Origin of the sequence: Stenotrophomonas sp. T8 (assembly GCF_051853085.1) — a bacterium.
GTDB lineage: Bacteria > Pseudomonadota > Gammaproteobacteria > Xanthomonadales > Xanthomonadaceae > Stenotrophomonas > Stenotrophomonas sepilia.
The window spans coordinates 1,053,748-1,074,946 of the sequence record NZ_CP195329.1 but is presented as its reverse complement, the minus strand read 5'-3'; the positions used below and the strand labels follow the sequence as shown (position 1 = coordinate 1,074,946).

19 protein-coding genes are annotated in these 21,199 nt (G+C 67.5%); all 19 read left to right on the top strand.

All coding sequences use genetic code 11. The features are described from left to right. Window positions 1-6: 6 nt before the first annotated feature. The 19 genes from ACSDHM_RS05025 to ACSDHM_RS04935 all read left to right on the top strand — a co-directional run bounded on the left by ACSDHM_RS05025 (window position 7) and on the right by ACSDHM_RS04935 (window position 21,097). A complete protein-coding gene (locus ACSDHM_RS05025; RefSeq protein WP_188241140.1) occupies window positions 7-2,379 on the top strand; it encodes a fimbria/pilus outer membrane usher protein in 2,373 nt (790 codons plus the stop codon). Beyond that, window positions 2,376-3,413, top strand: coding sequence for a Csu type fimbrial protein (locus ACSDHM_RS05020; protein WP_072166810.1), 1,038 nt, complete (start codon window positions 2,376-2,378; stop codon window positions 3,411-3,413). The genes ACSDHM_RS05025 and ACSDHM_RS05020 overlap by 4 nt, the downstream gene beginning before the upstream one ends. A 42-nt stretch (window positions 3,414-3,455) precedes the next feature. Continuing rightward, the gene (locus ACSDHM_RS05015) at window positions 3,456-3,782 is read left to right on the top strand and encodes a hypothetical protein (protein WP_245884942.1); all 327 of its coding nucleotides are present in this window, start codon (window positions 3,456-3,458) and stop codon (window positions 3,780-3,782) included. Further along, complete coding sequence (locus ACSDHM_RS05010; protein ID WP_334271697.1) at window positions 3,782-4,480, top strand: fimbrial biogenesis chaperone; 699 nt, start codon at window positions 3,782-3,784, stop codon at window positions 4,478-4,480. Before ACSDHM_RS05015 ends, ACSDHM_RS05010 begins: the two co-directional genes overlap by 1 nt. 219 nt (window positions 4,481-4,699) lie before the next feature. Continuing rightward, complete coding sequence (gene rpsB, locus ACSDHM_RS05005; RefSeq protein WP_005408748.1) at window positions 4,700-5,506, top strand: 30S ribosomal protein S2; 807 nt, start codon at window positions 4,700-4,702, stop codon at window positions 5,504-5,506. 124 nt (window positions 5,507-5,630) lie between these two features. Further along, window positions 5,631-6,506: a translation elongation factor Ts gene (gene tsf, locus ACSDHM_RS05000; protein ID WP_053463562.1), complete on the top strand. Its 876-nt coding sequence runs from the start codon at window positions 5,631-5,633 to the stop codon at window positions 6,504-6,506. Window positions 6,507-6,765: 259 nt separating this feature from the next. Beyond that, the gene (locus ACSDHM_RS04995) at window positions 6,766-8,301 is read left to right on the top strand and encodes a GGDEF domain-containing protein (RefSeq protein ID WP_005415855.1); all 1,536 of its coding nucleotides are present in this window, start codon (window positions 6,766-6,768) and stop codon (window positions 8,299-8,301) included. Between the two features lie 120 nt (window positions 8,302-8,421). Continuing rightward, window positions 8,422-9,150, top strand: coding sequence for a UMP kinase (pyrH, locus tag ACSDHM_RS04990; RefSeq protein WP_005415854.1), 729 nt, complete (start codon window positions 8,422-8,424; stop codon window positions 9,148-9,150). Window positions 9,151-9,246: 96 nt separating this feature from the next. Further along, window positions 9,247-9,801 (top strand): ribosome recycling factor, encoded by a 555-nt coding sequence (gene frr / locus ACSDHM_RS04985; RefSeq protein ID WP_005415853.1) that lies wholly within the window; start codon window positions 9,247-9,249, stop codon window positions 9,799-9,801. A 5-nt stretch (window positions 9,802-9,806) separates the two neighbouring features. Next, window positions 9,807-10,574: a polyprenyl diphosphate synthase gene (gene uppS, locus ACSDHM_RS04980; RefSeq protein WP_049412139.1), complete on the top strand. Its 768-nt coding sequence runs from the start codon at window positions 9,807-9,809 to the stop codon at window positions 10,572-10,574. Beyond that, the gene (locus tag ACSDHM_RS04975; protein ID WP_061480179.1) at window positions 10,571-11,407 is read left to right on the top strand and encodes a phosphatidate cytidylyltransferase; all 837 of its coding nucleotides are present in this window, start codon (window positions 10,571-10,573) and stop codon (window positions 11,405-11,407) included. Before uppS ends, ACSDHM_RS04975 begins: the two co-directional genes overlap by 4 nt. Window positions 11,408-11,409: 2 nt before the next feature. Beyond that, window positions 11,410-12,600, top strand: a complete 1,191-nt coding sequence (locus ACSDHM_RS04970) for a 1-deoxy-D-xylulose-5-phosphate reductoisomerase (RefSeq protein ID WP_439426707.1) — start codon at window positions 11,410-11,412, stop codon at window positions 12,598-12,600. A 55-nt stretch (window positions 12,601-12,655) separates the two neighbouring features. Continuing rightward, window positions 12,656-14,014, top strand: a complete 1,359-nt coding sequence (gene rseP / locus ACSDHM_RS04965) for an RIP metalloprotease RseP (RefSeq protein ID WP_061480177.1) — start codon at window positions 12,656-12,658, stop codon at window positions 14,012-14,014. 74 nt (window positions 14,015-14,088) lie between these two features. Further along, window positions 14,089-16,452, top strand: a complete 2,364-nt coding sequence (gene bamA / locus ACSDHM_RS04960) for an outer membrane protein assembly factor BamA (RefSeq protein ID WP_188241143.1) — start codon at window positions 14,089-14,091, stop codon at window positions 16,450-16,452. A gap of 447 nt (window positions 16,453-16,899) precedes the next feature. Continuing rightward, entirely contained in the window at window positions 16,900-17,922 is a 1,023-nt protein-coding gene (lpxD, locus tag ACSDHM_RS04955; RefSeq protein WP_252745321.1) for a UDP-3-O-(3-hydroxymyristoyl)glucosamine N-acyltransferase, read from the top strand. Beyond that, entirely contained in the window at window positions 17,919-18,377 is a 459-nt protein-coding gene (fabZ, locus tag ACSDHM_RS04950; RefSeq protein WP_005415845.1) for a 3-hydroxyacyl-ACP dehydratase FabZ, read from the top strand. The genes lpxD and fabZ overlap by 4 nt, the downstream gene beginning before the upstream one ends. Before the next feature lie 16 nt (window positions 18,378-18,393). After that, window positions 18,394-19,185 carry an acyl-ACP--UDP-N-acetylglucosamine O-acyltransferase gene (gene lpxA, locus ACSDHM_RS04945; protein WP_005415844.1) on the top strand — a complete coding sequence of 264 codons (792 nt, stop codon included), beginning with the start codon at window positions 18,394-18,396 and terminating at the stop codon, window positions 19,183-19,185. A gap of 53 nt (window positions 19,186-19,238) precedes the next feature. Further along, window positions 19,239-20,441 carry a lipid-A-disaccharide synthase gene (lpxB, locus tag ACSDHM_RS04940; RefSeq protein WP_227836671.1) on the top strand — a complete coding sequence of 401 codons (1,203 nt, stop codon included), beginning with the start codon at window positions 19,239-19,241 and terminating at the stop codon, window positions 20,439-20,441. Continuing rightward, window positions 20,438-21,097, top strand: coding sequence for a ribonuclease HII (locus ACSDHM_RS04935; RefSeq protein WP_049416727.1), 660 nt, complete (start codon window positions 20,438-20,440; stop codon window positions 21,095-21,097). The genes lpxB and ACSDHM_RS04935 overlap by 4 nt, the downstream gene beginning before the upstream one ends. The last annotated feature ends 102 nt before the right edge of the window (window positions 21,098-21,199 follow it).

The window sequence follows — 21,199 nt, the reverse complement described above, 5'->3', positions numbered from 1 at the left end:
GCCATGATGGGCGCGTTGCTGGCTGCCCTGGTTCCCGCGGCGACCGAGGCCGCCGATGTGTCCGGCGTGGCCACGGCGGCTGATGTATCCGGCGTGTCGGCCGATGCGATCCTGCCCCCCCCCACCCCGCTGACCGCCAGCCAGACGCTGTACCTGGATGTGTCGCTCAACAGCACGCCGCGCGGCCTGCTGCCGTTCATCGAGAACCGTGGCCGGCTGCAGGCCAGCCCCGAAGTGCTGCGCCAGCTCGGCTTCAACGCCAGCGGCGATGCACCGGTCTACCTGGACCAGATCAGCGGTGCGGTGGTGCGCTACGACGCCCACATGCAGACCTTGGCGCTGGACGTGCCGCTGGACCAGCTGACACTGCCCACCACCGTGCTCAGCCGCCCGCAGACGCGCGCCCCCACCGGCAGCGCCTCGCCCGGCGTGCTGCTCAACTACAACGTCTACGGCAGCCGGGTGGACACGCTCGGCAACCTCAGCCTGAGCTCGGAGCTGCGCGTATTCGGTATCGGCAATGGCACTTTCGAGAACACCGCCATCAGCCGCCGCTACCAGCAACCCGGCGACCGCCATTGGCGCGGCGAGAGCGTGCGCTTGGACACGCGCTGGAGCCTGGATTTCCCCGATAGCGCAACGACCCTGGAGATCGGCGATTTCTACAGCGGGTTCGTCGACTGGACCCGCCCCGTGCGCCTGGGTGGCCTGCAGATCGGCCGCAACTATGGCCTGCAGCCCTACCGCGTGCTGACGCCCACGCCGAGTTTCCTCGGCCAGGCCGTGGTGCCCTCCACGGTCGAGCTGTATGTCGATGGCCTGCGCCAGTACAGCGGGCAGGTGCCGGTCGGTCCCTTCCAGCTCGCAGCACAGCCCGGCATCAGCGGCACCGGCAGCGCGCAGGTGGTGGTGACCGACGCATTCGGCCGCATGCAGACGCTGGACTTCAGTTTCTACGGCACCCAGCAGCTGCTGGCCAAGGGCCTGTCGGACTGGTCGGTCGGCGTCGGCCACCTGCGCCGGGATTTCGGCGAGCGCTCCTTCGCCTATGACGATCGCACGGTGGCCAGCGCCAGCTGGCGCGGCGGTGTCACCGACACGTTCACCGGCGAGGCGCATGCCGAAGGCGGCGGCGGCCTGGCCCAGGGCGGCATTGGCGGCTGGTGGTTGCTCGGCGCCGCCGGCGTGTTCAATGCCGCCTATGCGCACAGTGACTACCACGGCCTGCAGGGTGGGCAATGGGCGCTGGGCTACAGCTGGAACAACCGTCGCTTCAACGTCAATCTGCGCAGCGTGCGCAGCCACGGCGACTACCGCGACCTGGGCGCGCTGCAGGGCAACCTGCCACCAAGCATCAGCGAGCAGGCCACGGTCGGCCTGGACCTGCTGCGGCTGGGCACGCTCAGCGCCAGCTATCTGCGCCTGCGCTACCCCAACGGCGACGACAACCGCTATGCCAGCCTGTTCTGGTCGCGCACCTGGAGCCAACGCTGGTCGGCCTACCTGTCGGTGAACCAGAACCTGGACCGCAGCGATGACCGCAGCATCTACCTGTCGATGACTGCCAGCCTGGGCAACAATCGCCAGGCCAGCCTCTCCAGCCAGCGCAACGGCGACAGCCAGAGCTGGGTCGCGGACGTGACCCAGCCTGTGCCCGGCGATGGCAGCGCCGGCGGCGTCGGCTGGCGCGCGCAGCTGCGCCACGGCGAGGACGGCAACGGCGGCCTGGCCGAGGTCGGCATCCTCAACGATGTCGGCCGCTATTCTTTCGGTGCCTCGCGCCAGGGCGGGCTCAACTATGCCTACGCCAGTGCCAGCGGCAGCCTGGTGTGGATGGGCGGGCACGCCTTCGCCACGCGCGAGGTATCCGATGCCTTCGCGGTGATCAGCACCAATGGCGTCGGCGGCGTCCCGGTGCGGCTGGAGAACCGCTTGATCGGTGTCACCGACGATCGCGGCCTGTTGCTGGTCAGTCCGTTGCTGTCCTGGCAGCGCAACCGGGTCTCGATCGACACCCTGGACCTGCCCGAAGACATGCGTGCCGACCGCATCGAGGACTGGGTCACGCCGCGCCAGCGCGCCGGCACCCGCGTGACCTTCCAGCTGCGTTCGCGGTCGTCACTGAGCCTGACCCTGCTGGCGATGGACGGCCAGCCTCTGGAGGCGGGCAGCGAGGTGCAGCTGCCTGACGGTCGCCAGGCCACGGTCGGCTACGACGGCCTGCTCTATCTGGAAGACGTCGCCGCCGGCAGCGTGCTGTACGTCACCACCAGCCATGGCCCGTGCCGGGTGAAGGTACCGGACCTGCCCAAGGTGGTGGCGTCCGGTGCCCGCCCGAAGCCGGCACCGCAGCAGTGCATTCCGGAGGTGGCGCCATGAAGGTGCTGCTGCTCGTCCTGCTGCTGTGGGCCGGCCTGCTGGCAGCGGCGCCGGCCGGTGCCACCGCGGTCTGCACGGCGGTCGCCGATCCGACCCTGCCGTTCGGCAACATCAACAGCAATGCACCCGGCCCGAGCACGGCCAACCTCAACATCACGGTGACCTGCACCACCGCCGCGCTGAGCCTGTTGGCCACCACCGGCGTGCGCGTCTGCGTGGGCATCGGCGCAGGCAGTGGCGGCGGCAGCAGTTCCACGTCCCGCACGATGGCCACCTCCACCAGCGACACGATGAATTTCCAGCTATATAACAACGCCAGCTTCGGCCAGGTCACTGGCCTGGTCCCGCGCGGCACGCCGCCAGCGCAGGAGCTGACCATGAGCTACAACGTACCGCTGCTGACCGGCGGCAGTGGTGCGCAGACTGTGCAGCTGTTCGGTCAGATTCCGGCCAACCAGGTCCTGGCCTCCGGCGCGTACAGCAGCACCTTCAGCGGCGCCAGCGTGGTGCTGACCTGGGCCTGGAACGAAGTCCTGCTCGGCACCGCCACCGTTCCCGCCACCTGCAACGGCGGCGCCACCGGTACCAACAGCGCGAGCGCGGCCTTCAGTTTCACCGCCACCGCCAACGTGCTGCCGCAATGCGGCAGCTACGTCACCACCAACATGAATTTCGGCAACGTCACCGGCGGCATCCCGGCCAACATCGACCAGACCGCCACCCTGACCCTGACCTGCCTGAAGAACACCGCCTTCCAGGTCGGCCTGAACAACGGCCAGAACAATCCCGCCGCCACCACCACCCGGCGCATGGCCACCACCATCGGCAACAGCACCTATTACCTCCCCTACGAGCTGTACCGGGATCCGGCACGAAGCCAGCGCTGGGGCAACACCCTGACGGTTGACACGGCCAGCAGCACCGGCACCGGAAGCGCACAGCAGCTGACCATCTACGGCCGGGTACCGCCGGTCACCGGCCAGCCCCCGGCCGGCACCTACAACGACCTGGTGACGGTGACGATCACCTACTGACCTGCGTGCCGACCAACAGTCTGCACCCACCGGACGAAGGCCGTGCCGAGCGCGGGCTCGGCGCTACAGTTGCGGCGCATCCAGCCGATACCGCGCAGCAAGATCTTTCAGCACGGTGGGCAGGTGATTCGCGCATTTCTGATCGGGGCGATGCTGGTCGCCAGCACGCCGGCCCGCGCCGAACCGCGCAGCAGCACGCTGCAGATCCGGCTGACCGTGGTCGAATCCTGCAGCGACGATGCCGGCGCTCCCCGTTGCGCGGCGCCACACCAGCGCAGTGACGACCCCAAGGTGCCGCCCCAGGTCCGCGACCTCGCACCACCGACGACAGACGACAGCGCAATGCCCTCCGTGACCCTCATCTACTGATGCGCGCGCTGCTGATCCTGCTTGGACTGCTGCTGGCGCAGCCCTCGGCGGCGCTGGAGCTGTTGCCGACCACCCTGCAGCTACCCGCCGAAGGCGGCCGCGCCGAACTGTGGCTGCGTAATCCGGGGCCCGGCCGCTGGCAGGGCCAGGTGCAGGTGCTGGCCTGGGAGCAGCAACTGGACGCCGAACGACTGCAGCCCAGCGACCGGATCCGGGTCAGCCCTGCGCGGCTGGACCTGCCCCCTGGCAGCACCCAGCGCGTCTGGCTGCTGCCAGGCGGTCCGCCAGCATCCGTGGGTGAACAGGCCTATCGGATCGTACTGGCGCCGGCCTTGCCGGGATTGCCCCGCTACTCGCTGCCGTTGTTCCGCGGCCCAGCGGCGCCAGCGCTGCATGCCCGGTTGCAGGCCCGCGTCGAGGCACATGGGCCTCAGGCCATGCTGCGACTCAGCAATTCCAGTACGCTGCATGGCCGCCTGCACGATCTGCAGTTCATAGCGGCCGACGGCCAATCGTCGCTGCTGGTGGCCGGGCTGGCCGGCTATATCCTCGCAGGCCATGAACGCCGCTGGCCCCTGCCCGCCCGCCCCGATGGCTATGTGGGCGGCCACTTCCGGGCCCGTCTGCAGGACGGCCGCGAGGTCGATCTGGCCGCATCTGACCCTGCAATTGCAGCGGACGCCCCCAGCGGGCTATAATCGACCGGATTCCTGCCGCCTGCGTGCGCGGGAGCCCGTCCACACCGGACGTCACCGGTGAATCCACACCTGCTGCCCCCATCCGTGCCGGGGTGCTCCGCGAGGAGTTCGGCCACGGAGGCAACAGGGAAGCCCAACCCCGGAACCGATCGCGCTTCCACGCGTCCCGCATACCTATCCCGCGGGCGGAATCGCTGGTTCCATATCAGGAGTATTGCAATGCCCCAGGTCACCATGCGTCAGATGCTGGAAGCCGGCGTCCACTTCGGCCACCAGACCCGCTACTGGAACCCGAAGATGGCTCCGTACATCTTCGGCGCCCGCGGCAAGATCCACATCATCAACCTGGAAAAGACCGTCCCGCTGTTCAACGATGCGATGAACTTCATCTCGTCGGTTGCCCAGAAGCGCGGCACCGTCCTGTTCCTGGGCACCAAGCGCAGCGCCCGTGAAACCATCAAGGAAGAAGCCGAGCGTTGCGGCATGCCGTTCATGAACCAGCGTTGGCTGGGCGGCACCCTGACCAACTTCCGTACCGTCAAGCAGTCGGTTGCCCGCCTGAAGGAACTGGAAGCCGGTGAAACCGACGGCACCTTCGAGAAGCTGGTCAAGCACGAAGTGCTGGGCCTGCGTCGCGAGCGCGACAAGCTGGAAGCCTCGCTGGGCGGCATCAAGGACATGAACCGCCTGCCGGACGCCATCTTCGTGATCGACATCGGCCACGAAGACATCGCGATCAAGGAAGCCAAGAAGCTGGGCATTCCGGTCATCGCCGTGGTCGACACCAACTACAACCCGGAACTGGTGGACTACGCCATCCCGGGCAACGACGACGCCATCCGCGCTGTGCAGCTGTACGCCCGCGCCGCTGCCGACGCCGTGCTGGAAGGCAAGGCCGCTGCGCCGCACGCCGCTTCGGTGCGCGAGGAAGAGTTCGCGGAAGCCGCTGCTGAAGGCGAAGAGAAGCCGGCCCGCCGCGCTCCGGCCAAGAAGGCTGCCAAGAAGGGCGACGACGCCCAGGCCTGATCCAGGCCCGGGTGGACGCCCAGCGTCCACCCTCCCTGCACGCAGCCCCTGGCGCGTGACAGGACCGTGTCACACGGGCCGGCCACCATGCCGGCCCAACCCCTTTCTTTCGTGAGGTAATCCCGTGGAAATCACTGCTTCCCTGGTCAAGGAACTGCGCGAGCGCACCGGCGCCGGCATGATGGAATGCAAGAAGGCGCTTACCGAAGCCAACGGCGACATCAACGCCGCTGCTGAAGCCATGCGCAAGTCCGGCGCTGCCAAGGCCGACAAGAAGGCTGACCGCGTGGCCGCCGAAGGCCGTCTGGGCCTGGCCCAGGACGGCGGCAAGGCCGTGCTGGTCGAAGTCAACTCGGAAACCGACTTCGTCGCCAACGATGACAACTTCAAGTCCTTCGTCAACGCCGTCGCCGCCGCTGCCCTGGCATCGGGCGCCAATGACGTCGAAGCCGTGAAGGCCGCCACGCTGGCCGACGGCCGCACCGTTGAAGAAGCCCGCGCCACCGCCGTGCAGACCCTGGGCGAGAACATCCAGATCCGCCGCATGGTCAAGGTCGACACCACCGGCAACATCGGTGCCTACGTCCACACCAACGGCAAGGTTGGCGTGCTGGTCGACCTGATCGGCGGCGACGTCGAGCTGGCCCGTGGCCTGGCGATGCACGTGGCCGCGCTGAAGCCGCCGCACAACAAGGCTGCGGACGTTCCGGCCGAGTTCGTCGAAAAGGAAAAGGAAATCGAGCTGGCCAAGATGACCGAGAAGGACAAGGCCAAGCCGGCCGACATCCTGGAAAAGATCATCAGCGGCAAGATCAACAAGATCGTCAGCGACGTGACCCTGTACGGCCAGACCTACGTGCTGGGCGACACCACCGTCGAGCAGGTGGTCAAGGCCGCTGGTGCGGACGTGGCAGGTTTCAAGCTGCTGATCGTCGGCGAAGGCATCGAAAAGGTGGTGGAAGACTACGCCGCCGAAGTTGCCAAGGCGATGCAGGTCTGATTCCAGCCCTCCGGCTGTGAAGCGACCAGAAGGAGCCGCGGGAAACCGCGGCTCTTTTTTTATGCATGGGCCCAGGGATTAACCCATGGCCCATCGGTGGGTGCGCACCGTTGGTGCGCACAACCGGCACCTTTGCGTTGCGCTCGAATCAAGCCGATACTCAGTCGCAGGGAATCCTCAGTCACTTAGCAGGAACGAAAATCGCGGACTGTGATGCATTCCTAGGTATTCTTGTCCCAATGGAATTGAACGACCCGACATGCCTCCCGAGCTGACAGCTGCCCTGGCGCTCTGCCGCAACCTGCCTTCGCCACCCGGTATTGCCCTGCGCATCATCGAACTGGCTCAGGACCCGGAAGCGGACATCGCCACCGCCGCCGACATCATCGCCATCGACATGGCGCTGAGCGCTCGCATGCTGCGCATCGCCAATTCGCCGCTGTATGCCAGCCGCCGCCGCATCGAGAACCTCGGCCAGGCGCTGACCATGCTGGGCCTGAACGCCACGATCAGCCTCGCCCTCGGCTTCACCGTCACCCAGGGCCTGACCGGCGGTGGCGCCGATCATGACCTGCGCCAGCGCGCGTGGAAGCGCAGCATCCTCAGTGCCCTGGCCGCCAGCCAGCTGGGCCAGGCGCGCGGCCTGCGCCGGCTGGAGGAGCTGATGCTGGCCGGACTGCTGCAGGACCTGGGCGTGCTGTGCCTGGCCCAGGCCGAGTCGGAGCGCTACCTGCCACTGCTGCGCGAGGCACGCGACAACATCGACCTGGTTTCCCGCGAGCGCGAGGCGCTGGGCTGCAGCCACGCCGACGTCGGCGCCTGGGTGGCCGAGCAATGGGGCCTGCCACGTTACCTGGTGGAGAGCATCAGCCACAGCGAGGACGAGGACGCCGCCGAATCGCCATTCCAGGCCTGCGTGCAACTGTCCGGCGCAGTGGCCGACATCTGGCTGGATAACGATGCCGATGCCGCGCGCGAGCGCGCCCTGCAGCAGGTGCACGACCGCTTGGAGCTGGACAGCGCGCGCTTCGACCAGGTGCTGGCCCGCATCAGCGAGGCCCTGCCCGACATCGCCAGCCTGTTCGATGCCGGCCTCAATTCGCCGGCGCGGGTGCGCGAGCTGATCGATCACGCGCAGGAACTGGCCACGCTGCGCAACCTGCGCGAACTGCAGGATGCCGACCAGGCACGCCGCCGTGCCGACGAATTCGAGGCGCGCGCCAAGCGCCTGGCCGACCAGGCCCATCGTGATGCATTAACAGGCGTGCTCAACCGCCGCCAGCTGGAAGCGGTGCTGGAGCAGGAATTCCTGCGTGCCGGCCGCCAGGGCTGGCCACTGTCGGTGGCCTTCATCGACCTGGACGACTTCAAGAAGATCAACGACGCCCACGGCCACCTGACCGGCGACGAGGTGCTGCGCGCCTTCGCCGGCAAGCTGCAGGGCCAGTTGCGCAACAGCGACACCGTGGCCCGCTTCGGCGGCGAGGAGTTCGTCGCGCTGCTGCCCAACACCAGCGAAAGCGTGGCCCTGGACGTGATCCGCCGGGTGCTGGCCAACATCGTCGCCACGCCGATGGCCGAGCTGGAGGGTGGTCCGCTGTTCGTCACCTTCTCCGCCGGCGTGGCCACCCAGGGCGGCTACGAGCGCTTCGCCGACGTCCAGGACCTGCTGCGCGCCGCCGACGACGTGCTGTACCGCTCCAAGAACCTGGGCCGCAACCGGGTGATCGCCCGCTCGCCGGGTGCGCTGGGCCATGACGAGCTGTCGGCCACGGCCAGCGCCGAACTGGGCTGAACGGGACGCCCCGGCTGATCGGGCGAACCACCGGATTCTGCGCCGCAGTGCACAAAACACTTTGGCACAACGCCGCATGCGCGTAGAATCGCCCGCGATTTCCACGCACCCGAGGTCCCCATGTCCAAGCTCGCCTATCGCCGCATCCTTCTGAAACTGTCCGGGGAGGCGCTGATGGGAGACGAGGACTACGGCATCGACCCGAAGATCATCAATCGCCTCGCCCGTGAGGTCATCGAAGCCCAGCAGGCCGGTGCCGAGGTCGCGCTGGTGATCGGAGGTGGCAACATCTTCCGCGGCGCCGGTCTGGCCGCCGGCGGCATGGACCGCGTAACCGGCGACCAGATGGGCATGCTGGCCACCGTCATCAACGCCCTGGCCATGCAGGACGCCCTCGAGAAGCTGGGTGCCAAGGCCCGGGTGATGAGCGCGATCAAGATCAACGACGTGTGCGAGGACTACATCCGCCGCCGCGCCATCCGCCACCTGGAAAAGGGCCGCCTGGTGATCTTCGCTGCCGGCGTCGGCAGCCCGTTCTTCACCACCGACTCCGGCGCCGCCCTGCGCGCGATCGAGATCGGCGCCGACCTGCTGCTGAAGGCCACCAAGGTCGATGGCGTGTACGACAAGGACCCGAACAAGCACAGCGATGCGGTCCGCTTCGACAGCCTGAGCTACGACGAAGTGATCCGCCGCGGCCTGGAAGTGATGGACACGGCGGCCTTCGCTCTGGCCCGCGACAGCGACCTGCCGATGCGCGTGTTCGACATGGGCCAGCCGGGCGAACTGCTGAAGATCCTCAACGGCGCGAACATCGGCACCCTGGTCCAGGGCCGCGACCCGGCCTGACCCTGAGCGCAAAGCGACAACCGGGCCGATTCAGGCCCGGCAGCGTCCCGTATTCGCCTATAATCGCCCGATTCCAGATACATCCAGGACCGGGCGATGCTCAACGACATCAAGAACAACGCGCAGACGCGCATGGCCAAGAGCATTGACGCTCTGAAGCACACCCTCACCTCCATCCGGACCGGCCGCGCCACCCCGGCCCTGCTGGACCGCGTGACGGTCAGCGCCTATGGCAACGCCAGCACCCCGCTGAACCAGGTCGCGTCGATCTCCAACGCCGACGCGCACTCGCTGCTGGTCACCCCGTTCGACAAAGGCATGATCAAGGAGATCGAAAAGGGTCTCTACAACGCCGAGTTCACTCCGAACACGCTGGGCACTGCGATCCGCATCAACATGCCGCCGCCGACCGAAGAGCGCCGCAAGGAGCTGGTCAAGCAGGTGCAGAAGGAAGGGGAAGGCGCCAAGATCGCGATCCGCAACATCCGTCAGGACGCGAACAAGGAAATCGCCAAGCTGGTCAAGGACAAGGCGATCAGCGAAGACGAGAAGAAGCGCGGCGAAGACGACATCCAGAAGCTGACCGACGCCAACATCAAGGACGTCGACAAGGTCGTTGCCGACAAGGAAAAAGAACTGCTGTCGGTCTGAAGTCGATGCCTTCAGTCCCGCCTCCGTTGCCTGCCTCCCTGCCCCGCCACATTGCCATCATCATGGATGGCAATGGGCGTTGGGCACAGCAGCGCCGTCGCCCCCGCGTGATCGGCCACCGTGCCGGCGCGCGCGCGGTCAACCGCACCATCGAGCGCTGCCTTGAACTGGGCATCCCGGCACTGACCCTGTTCGCCTTCTCCAGCGAGAACTGGGGCCGGCCGCAGGAGGAAGTGGACGCGCTGATGAAGCTGTTCCTCGGTGCACTCGACCGCGAAGTGGACGAGCTGCACCGGCGTGGCGTGCGCGTGCGCTTCATCGGCGAACGCGAGCGCTTCGGCGCCGGGCTGGTCAGCCGCATGCAGCTGGCCGAGCAGCGCACCGCCGACAACACCACCCTGACCCTGTCGATCGCCGCCAGCTACGGTGGCCGCCAGGACATCGCCCGCGCCGCGCGCGCCCTGGCCGTCGAAGTGGCGGCCGGTCGCCTTCTGCCCGAGCAGATCGATGAATCGCTGCTGGGCAGCCAGGTGGCCCTGGCCGACCTGCCGCCGCCGGACCTGTTCATCCGCACCGGCGGCGACACCCGCATCAGCAACTTCCTGCTGTGGCAGCTCGCCTATACCGAACTGTGGTTCACCGAGGCCCTGTGGCCGGACTTCGACGCCGGGCAGCTGCAGCAGGCGCTCGACGCCTATGCCGGTCGCGAGCGTCGTTTCGGCCTGACCAGCGCCCAGATTGCCGCACTGGCCACCGAGACTTCCAGCCCATGACCAAGACCCGAGTCCTTGCCGCGCTGATCATGGCGCCGTTAGCCATTGCGGCGATCCTGCTGCTGCCCACGCAATGGCTGGCCGCCGCCGCCGCCGCCGTGCTGCTGATCGGCCTGTGGGAATGGCTGAAGCTGGCCGGTATCGAAGACACCCTGGCGCGCACCGTGCTGCTGGTGCTGAACCTGCTGCTGATGGTGCTGCTGGTCTGGGCCGATGGCAGCACCCTGGTCCTGTTCCAGATAACCACGCTGGCCGGCGTTGCCTGGTGGCTGGCCGCGCTGGTCTGGTTGCGCTTCTTCAACTTCGGCGCGCAGCCGTCGGCACCCTCGCGGATCCTGAAGATGCTGGCCGGTACCCTGGCCATCGTGCCGGCGTGGGCCGCGCTGGTGCTGATCCATGCCGGCGGCGATCCGCCGGGCCAGCAGGGCCACCTGTGGCTGCTGGCTGCGCTGGCGCTGGTGTGGGCGGCCGACTCGGGCGCCTATTTCGCTGGCCGCCATTTCGGCAAGCACAAGCTGGCGCCGCGGATCAGCCCCAACAAGACCTGGGAAGGCCTGTTCGGCGGCCTGCTGGCCGGTGTCGCCGTGGCCCTCGGCCTGGGCTGGCTGGCTGGCATCGATGCCGCACACCTGCCCGGCCTGTTGATCACCGCGGTGGTGGCGGTGTTCGCCTCGGTCCTGGGCGACCTGTTCGAGAGCCTGATCAAGCGCCATGCCGGCGCCAAGGACTCGGGCCACCTGATCCCGGGCCACGGTGGCGTGCTCGACCGGGTCGACGGCGTCCTCGCCGCCGTGCCGGTGTTCGCGCTGGGCAAGGAAATCTTCGGGTTCTGACCATGAATGCTGCTGCAGACCTGCGCCGGGTCGCCGTGTTCGGCGCTACCGGCTCGATCGGCACCTCCACGCTGGACGTGATCGCCCGCCACCCGCACCGCTACCAGGCCACGGTGCTCGCTGCCGGCCGCCAGGTGCAGGCGCTGCTGGCGCTGTGCCGCCAGCACAGACCCGCGCACGCGGTGATCGCCGACGCATCGCTGTTCGCCGAGCTGCGTGACGGCCTGCGCGAGGCCGGACTCACCACCGAGGCCCATGCCGGCCAGGCCGCGCTGGACCAGCTGGCCGCCAGCGATGCCTGCGATACCGTGGTCGCGGCCATCGTCGGCGCGGCCGGCCTGTCCTCGACCCTGGCTGCCGCCGCCGCCGGCAAGCGCATCCTGCTGGCCAACAAGGAATCGCTGGTGCTGGCCGGCGAACTGCTGACCCGGACGGCCGAACGTGCCGGTGCCGAAATCATCCCGATCGACAGCGAGCACAGCGCGATCTTCCAGTGCCTGCGCTCGCGCGATGCCAGTGTCGACGGCGCCGGCGTGCGCCGGATCCTGCTGACCGCCTCCGGCGGCCCGTTCCGTGGCCGCAGTCGCGCCGAACTGGCCCAGGTCACCCCCGCCCAAGCAGTTGCCCACCCCAAGTGGTCGATGGGGCCGAAGATCTCGGTCGATTCGGCGACGTTGATGAACAAGGGCCTGGAAGTCATCGAGGCCCACCACCTGTTCGGCGTGCCCGGCGAGCGCATCGAGGTGCTGGTGCACCCGCAGAGCCTGGTCCATTCGCTGGTCGAGTTCGTCGATGGCTCGACCCTGGCCCAGATGGGCCTGCCGGACATGCGCACCACCCTCGCCGTTGGCTTGGGCTGGCCGCAGCGCATCGAATCGGGCGTGGCCGGGCTGGACCTGCTGGCCCAGGGCCGCCTGGATTTCGAGGCCCCGGATACCGACGCCTTCCCCTGCCTGGCGCTGGCCTGGCAGGCGATGCAGGCCGGCGGCACCGCGCCGGCGGTGCTGAACGCTGCCAATGAAGAGGCGGTTTCAGCGTTTCTTCAGGGCCGGATCGGTTTCCTGACGATCCCGGAGCTGGTTGCTAACGCTCTTTCAACACTGCCGACCCAGCCAGCCGATACACTGGAGGTCCTGTTGTCCGCCGACCAGCGGGCACGCCAGCTCACCCTGAACGCCATCGACGCCGCCTGAACGACCGCCTCGCCCAGCATGACGCCGCCGCCCTTGCCCACCACTGTGAGCCTGCATGACTGACTTCATCGGATCGGTCTGGTGGATGATCGTCAGCCTCGGGCTGCTGGTCACCTTTCACGAGTTCGGGCACTACTGGGTCGGGCGCCTGTGCGGGGTCAAGATCCTGCGTTTCTCGGTCGGCTTCGGCCGGCCGCTGTGGTCGCGCCGCGACCGGCACGGCACCGAGTTCGCCATCGCCGCCATCCCGCTGGGCGGTTACGTGAAGTTCCTCGACGAACGCGAGGTCGAAGTGCACCCGCACGAGCGCGGCCAGGCCTTCAACCACAAGACCGTCTGGCAGCGCATCGCGATCGTTGCCGCCGGCCCGATCGCCAATCTGCTGCTGTGCATCCTGCTGCTGTGGGCGATGTTCGTGATCGGCAAGCAGGATTACTCGCCCACCATCGGCCGTGTCAGCGGCATCGCCGCCAGTGCCGGCCTGGCCAGCGGCGACCGCGTGCTGCGCGTGGACGACCGCCAGGTGGTCACCCTCGGCGAGGCCAGCATGGCGCTGACCGCAGCCGCGATGGACCGCCGCGACGTGAAGCTGGAAGTGCTGGATACGGCCGACCAGGTACGCACGCGCACCCTGCCGCTGTCGCAGCTGCCGGCGGGTTTCGATGAGCGGCGGGTGCCGATCCTGGCTGGCCTGCACTGGCAGTCGTGGCTGCAGCCGGCGCAAGTGGAGTCGCTGACTGCGGACTCCGTGGTGGCAGGGCAACTGCAGCCAGGCGACCTGATCGTGGCCATCGACGGCCAGCGCATCGACAGCGTCGACCAGGTGATCGGCGAGATCCAGGCCCTGGGCCGTGCCGGCGGGCCGGGAATGATCGAGGTCCTGCGTGGCGGCGAGCGCCTGGCGCTGGAAGTCACCCCGCGCCAGGGCAAGGACGGCAAGGGCAATCCGGTCTGGCAGATCGGCGTCGGCTTCCCCACCAGCTACAGCCCCGCCTATGACACCCTGCTGCGCTATGGCCCGCTGGATGCGGTGACCGTGGCGGTGCGCGAGACCGGCCGCCTGGCCGCCGACTCGCTGGGCATGATGGGTCGCATCGTGACCGGCAAGGCCTCGCTGCAGAACGTTTCCGGGCCGGTCACCATCGCCCGCGTGGCCAATGTCTCGGCCAAGCGCGGCCTCGACTGGTTCCTGCAGTTCCTTGCCCTGCTGTCGCTCAGCCTGTGCATCATCAACCTGCTGCCGATCCCGATCTTGGACGGCGGCCACCTGCTGTATTACCTTATCGAGTTGGTCAAGGGCAGCCCGCTGAGCGAGCGTGCCATCGCCGCCGGCCAATACATCGGCCTGGCGTTGCTGGCCGGGCTGATGGGGTTGGCGTTCTACAACGACATCCTCGGCCTGGTCCCGCGATGAACTTTTCCACGTTGTTGCCGTCTACAGCGTCGGCATCCCGCACCAATGAAATCGACCTTCCTACCGGACGTGACATGACGCGACTCCCCAATCGCCGCCTGCTGGCCCTCGCCCTCGCCGCCGTCACCGGCGCTCCCGCCCTGGCCCAGGCAGCCGAGCCCTTCACTGTCAGCGACATCCGCGTCGATGGCCTGCAGCGCATCAGCTCGGGCACGGTGTTCACCTACCTGCCGGTGGAACGCGGCGAGACGATCACCGACAACAAGGTCGGCGAGACGATCCGCGCCCTGTACAAGACCGGCTTCTTCGAAGACGTGCAGCTGGACCGCCAGGGCACGATCCTGGTGGTGACCGTCAAGGAACGCCCGGCGATCAACAAACTGACCGTGACCGGCAACAAGGACATCAAGTCCGACCAGCTGCTCAAGGGCCTGTCCGACATCGGCCTGACCGAGGGCGGCACCTTCGATCGCCTGAGCCTGGACCGCGTGACCCAGGAACTGCGCCGCCAGTACAACGACCGTGGCAAGTACAACGTCGACATCACCCCGACGGTGAGCCCGCTGGACCGCAACCGCGTGGACATCGCCATCGCCATCAAGGAAGGCAAGGCCGCCAAGATCCGCCACGTCAACCTGGTGGGCACCGAAAAGTTCGAGAGCAAGGACATCCTGGAGACCTGGGAGTCCAAGGAGCACAACTGGGCGTCGTGGTACCGCCGTGACGACCAGTACTCCAAGGAAAAGCTGTCCGGCGACCTGGAAAAGCTCAATTCCTGGTACCTGGATCGCGGCTACGTCGATTTCAGCATCGATTCCACCCAGGTCTCGATCAGCCCCGACAAGCGCGACATGTTCCTGACCGCGGGCGTGACCGAGGGCGCGCAGTACAAGATCTCCGAGATCAAGGTCAGCGGCGACACCATCCTCCCGCAGGAGGACGTCGAGCGCATGGTGATCCAGAAGTCCGGCGACACGTTCTCGCGTGCCCTGCTGGAATTCAGCTCGGACACCATCACCAATTCGCTGTCCAACATCGGCTACGCGTTCGCCAAGGTGAATCCGATCCCGACCACCAACCGCGCCGAGCAGACCGTGGCCATCAACATGCAGGTCGTGCCCGGCCCGCGCGTGTCGGTGCGCCGCATCCTGTTCCGCGGCAACACCCGCACGTCCGATGAAGTGATGCGTCGCGAAATGCGCCAGTTCGAGAACAGCTGGTACTCGCAGGCCGCGATCGACCGCTCCAAGATCCGCCTGCAGCGCCTGGGCTACTTCGAATCGGTGGAAGTGGAGACCCCGGCCGTCAGCGGCAGCAACGACCAGGTCGACGTCGTCTACAACGTCAAGGAAACCACCTCGGGCAGCTTCGTGTTCGGCCTGGGCTACTCGCAGTCCTACGGCATGACCACGTCGGTGCAGCTGTCGCAGAACAACTTCCTCGGCGGCGGCAACCGCGTGTCGGTCGAAGCCTCGCGCAGCAGCTACCTGCAGCGCTACGGCTTCAGCTACACCAATCCGTACTTCACCGATGACGGCGTGTCGCTGGGCTACAACCTGTCCTGGCGCGAACTGGATTACTCCGACTTCAACACCGCGCAGTACAACAGCACCAACGGTGCCGCGCAGGTGGTGTTCGGCGTGCCGCTGACCGAGACCGACACCGTCTCGCTGATGTTCGGCATCGACAGCAACCAGATCACCACCTACCAGGGCTCCACCCCGCAGTCGATCATCGACTACATCAACGTGCTCGGCAGCAAGACCTTCCATGCCTGGCGCACCGAGCTGGGCTGGGCACGCGACTCGCGCAACGACTACTTCATGCCGACCCGCGGCACCTACCAGCGCGTCGGCCTGGAAACCACGCTGCCGGGCTCGACCATCGAGTACTACAAGCTGAACTACCAGATCAGCAAGTACTGGCCGATCATGCCGTCGCTGGTGATCAACACTCGTGCCGAAATCGGCTACGGTGACAGCTACGGCAAGGACAAGACCGCGATGGTGCCGGACAAGGATGGCAACCTGCGCTCGGTCACTGCCAGCGGGCTGCCGTTCTACGAGAACTTCTATGCCGGTGGTACCAACTCGGTGCGCGGCTTCGAGGACAACACCCTGGGCCCGCGCGAGGCCACGGACGGCTATCCGGATGGCCAGCCGCTGGGTGGCTCGCTGAAAACCGTCGGTTCGGTCGAAGCCTACTTCCCGCGCCTGTTCGACAGCCCGTCGGCGCGTGTCTCGGCCTTCGTCGACTTCGGCAACGTGTATACCGGCGTGGACAACTTCAAGGCCAACGAGCTGCGCGTGTCGACCGGTGTCGCCCTGCTGTGGCGCGCCCCGGTCGGCCCGATCTCGATCAGCTATGCCTTCCCGCTGAAGAAGGAAGACGGCGACAAGATCGAGCGGCTGCAATTCACGTTCGGTGGCCAGTTCTGAGGAACTCTGTTCCTCAGAACTGACCCACCTCCGGTGAATTGCCCCCCGCATTCACCTATTCCCGCGCCGCTACGCATGCCATCCATGGCATGCGCCCTTCGGGCCGTTGCATAGCAACGTTGGGAATCGCTCCTGCGATTCCCAGGGGCGCGCCCCCCTTAACAAAGGGGGGCTCTCCACCAGACGGGGCGCGAAGCGCCGGGCATTGCCCGGCGTTTTCGTTTTACTTGCTCGCCGCCGTTACTTCCCGCGCTCGCGTGAAATCATCTGGTGATGGCGCAGGGGGCTGACCAGGACCGTTGGCGCCATGAATGGCGCCATCGAGCCCCCAGGGATGGGTTTACGGCGTGTCCTGGGCAGCCCCCTGCGCCATCACCCCGGGACATCAGGCAGGCGCCGCTTTTGACCCTGCATGACCGAAATGGCGTCACACGTTAAACTCCCGCCGTGAACACTCCCACCTACACCGCCCAGCAACTCGCCGAGCAGTTCGGCCTGCAGGTCCATGGCGATCCCGCTACCGCCATCCATGGCGTGGCCACCCTCGCCCATGCCGGTCCTGGCCAGCTGACCTTCCTTGCCAACCCGCGCTACCGCGCCCAGCTGGCCGACAGCCAGGCCTCGCTGGTGGTGCTGCGTGCCGACGACGCCGAGTCCGCTCCCGGCGCCGCGCTCGTCGCCAAGGACCCGTACACCACCTTCGCCAAGATTGCCGCACTGTTCGACATCGCGCCGACCCGCCCGCCGGGCATCCATCCCAGCGCAGTGATCGATCCCAGCGCCCAGGTCGCGGCCAGCGCCCATATCGGCCCGTTCGTCTCGGTGGGTGCGCGCAGCGTCGTCGGCGAGAACTGCATCATCGGCACCGGCAGCGTGATCGGCGAGGACTGCAGCCTGGATTCCGGCTGTGAGCTGATCGCACGGGTCACCCTGGTCACCCGGGTCAGGCTGGGCAAGCGCGTGCGCGTGCATCCCGGTGCCGTGCTCGGCGCCGATGGCTTCGGCCTGGCGATGGACGCCGGCAAGTGGATCAAGGTGCCGCAGCTCGGCGGCGTCCGCATCGGCGATGACTGCGAGATCGGCGCCAATACCTGTGTTGATCGTGGCGCGCTGGAAGACACCGTCCTTGCCGAGGACGTTCGCCTGGACAACCTGGTGCAGATTGCCCACAACGTGCAGATCGGCGCGCACTCGGCCATTGCCGGCTGCACCGGCATCGCCGGCAGCGCCAAGATCGGCCGCTACTGCCTGCTCGGCGGCCACGTTGGCGTGGTCGGCCACCTCGAGATCTGCGACAAGGTCGTGATCACCGGCAAGTCGGTGGTCCGCAACTCGATCCATGAGCCGGGCGAGTACTCGTCCGGCACCCCATTGACCGACAACCGCACGTGGCGCAAGAACGCCGCGCGCTTCAAGCAGCTGGACGCATTGGCTCGCCGCGTTCTGGCTGCTGGCAAGGAGAAAGAATGAACGATTCGCTGCAGCTTCCGATCGACGTCTGCCAGATCCAGGAACTGCTTCCACATCGCTACCCGTTCCTGCTGGTGGACCGGGTGCTCGAACTCGACGTCGAGGCCAAGCGGATCCTGGCGCAGAAGAACGTGAGCATCAACGAGCCGTTCTTCCAGGGCCACTTCCCGGGCCGCCCGATCATGCCCGGGGTGCTGATCATCGAAGCGCTGGCGCAGGCTGGCGGTGTCATGACCCAGCTCACGCTCGGCCGCGATGCGCAGTCCAAGCTGTTCTACATGGTCAAGGTGGAAAACGCCCGCTTCAACAAGCAGGTCGTGCCCGGTGACGTGCTGATGCTGGACGTGCAGATGAAGCGCCTGATCCGCAACATGGGCTGGTACTACGGCGAAGCCAAGGTCAACGGCGAAGTCGTCGCGTCGGCCGAGGTCATGTGTGCCGGCGCCAAGGGCTGATCCACTGGAGGCAGCAATGACTGACAACGCACCGCGGATCCACCCCACCGCCGTCATCGACCCGGCCGCACGCCTGGCCGACGATGTCCAGGTGGGCGCCTTCACCCTGATCGGCCCCGACGTTGAAATCGGTGCCGGCACGGTGGTGGGCCCCCATTGCAGCATCCACGGCCCGACCCGGATCGGCCGCGACAACCGCTTCGTCGGCCATGCCGCGATCGGTGGCGAGCCGCAGGACAAGAAGTTCGGCGGCGAGCGTACCGAACTGGTGATCGGCGATCGCAACGTGTTCCGCGAGTTCGTCACGCTCAACCGTGGCACCGGCGGCGGCGGCGGCATCACCACCATCGGCAACGACAACTGGATGCTGGCCTACACGCACGTGGCACACGACTGCCATGTCGGCAACTTCTGCGTGTTCTCCAACAACACCACTCTGGCTGGCCACGTGACCGTGGGCGACTACGTGATCATCAGCGGCTTCGCCGGTGCCCACCAGTTCTGCCGCATCGGCGCGCATGCCTTCCTCGGCATGGGCGCGCTGACCAATGGTGATGTACCGCCGTTCACCATGGTCGGCACCGATTCGCTGGGACGCCCGCGTGGCATCAACAGCGAAGGCCTGAAGCGGCGCGGCTTCGACGCTGACCGCATTTCGGCCATCAAGCGTGCGTACCGCACGCTGTACGTCGCGGGCCTGCCGCTGGCAGAGGCCAAGGTGCAGCTGACCGAACAGGCGCGTGACAGCGACGACGTGAAGGCGATGCTGGACTTCATCGAGCACGCCGAGAGGCCCCTGCTGCGATGAGCAGCTCGACCGGCCAGGCGCCGGCCGGCGCCGCGGTGATCCCGCTGGCCTCGATGGCCGGCAGCGTTCCCGCACAGCGGGTGCTCAGCGAGCGCCCGTTGCGGATCGCGCTGGTTGCCGGTGAAGCCTCCGGCGACCTGCTCGGTGCGGGCCTGGTGCGTGAACTGAAGGCGCGCTTCCCGAATGCCGAGTTCGCCGGTATCGGCGGCGATGCCATGCGCAGCGCCGGCTGCCAGACCTGGCACGATGCCAGCGAGCTGGCGGTGATGGGCCTGACCGAAGTGCTGCGCCACCTGCCACGCCTGCTCAAGCTGCGCTCGGCGTTCCGCCAGCGTGCGCTGGACTGGCAGCCGGACGTGTTCATCGGCATCGACGCCCCCGATTTCAACCTGGGCATCGAGCGCTGGTTGAAACAGCGCGGCGTGCGCACCGTGCATTACGTCAGCCCGTCAGTCTGGGCCTGGCGCGAAAAGCGCGCCGAGAAGATCGGCAGCAGCGCCGACCTGGTGCTGTGCCTGTTCCCGATGGAGCCGCCGATCTATGCCCGGCACGGCATCGACGCGCGCTTCGTCGGCCACCCGATGGCCGATGACATTCCGCTGCAGGGCAACCGCGAGGAAGCACGCGCCGCGCTCGGCCTGCCGGCCTCGGCCAAGGTGCTGGCGGTGTTGCCGGGCAGCCGCCTCGGCGAGATCTCGCGCCTGGGCGAGCCGTTCTTCGAAGCGGCCTGGCAGGTCTCCGAACGCATTCCGGGCCTGCACGTGGTGGTGCCTGCCGCCAACCCGGCCTGCAGGCAGCTGATCGAAGAACAGCTGTCGCGCTCGGCGCTGCCGGTGGCCTACTCGCACGTGCTGGACGGCCAGGCGCGCAACGCGATGATCGCCGCCGACGTGGTGGTGCTGGCCTCCGGTACCGCGACCCTGGAGGCCATGCTGGTGAAGCGGCCGATGGTGGTCGGTTACCGTGTCAACGAACTGACCTATCGACTGGTGAAGGCGCTTGGCCTGATCAAGGTCGACCGCTTCGCCCTGCCCAACATCCTGGCCGGGCAGGACCTGGCACCGGAACTGATGCAGCACGACTGCACGCCGGACAGGCTGGCCGCGGCCATCCAGCAGTGGTTCGACCACCCGCAGCGGGTGAGCGACCTGCAGGACACTTACGTGCGCCTGCACGAACGCCTGCGACGCAACGCCTCGGCGCGTGCCGCCGATGCCGTCGGCGAGCTGCTGATGCGCGACCAGGCCCAGGCATGAGCCGCCGTCACGCCGCCGCAGCCAGCCTGACCCTGTTCGACGGCGTGGCCGTGGTCGAGCCGGAGCGTCTTGTGGCCGGCGTCGACGAGGCCGGGCGTGGCCCGCTGGCCGGGCCGGTGGCGGTGGCGGCGGTGGTGTTCGACCCGGCGCGGCCACGGATCAACGGCCTGGACGACTCCAAGCAGCTCACCGCGGCCCGCCGCGAGCAGCTGCATGACCGCATCATCGAGCGTGCCCTGGCCTGGCACGTGGTGCTGGTGGACGTGGACACCATCGACCGCCTGAACATCTACCAGGCCACCCTGCAGGGCATGCGTGACGTCGTTGCAGCGGTCGCCCATGTGGCCGGCTTCGCCCGCATCGACGGCAATGTGGTGCCCAAGGGCCTGGTGCTGCCGGCGCAGGCGCTGGTCGGCGGCGATGGCATCGACCGCGCAATCATGGCCGCATCGATCCTGGCCAAGGTCTCGCGCGACCGCTACATGCAGGATGTGCATGCCCGCCACCCGCAATACGGCTTCGAGCAGCACAAGGGCTACGGCACTCCGGCCCACCTGGCCGCCCTGCGCGAGCACGGCCCCTGCGTGGAGCATCGGCGCAGCTTCGCACCGGTGCGTGAGTGCCTGGACCTGGCGCAGGCGGCGGCCATCGCCTGAGCCAGCTGGAGTTGTAGGGCCGAGCCCATGCTCGGCTGCTGTGGACAGCCGAGCATGGGCTCGGCTCTACAGAAGGCGGCCTCCCGCACGCCTGAATCCGGC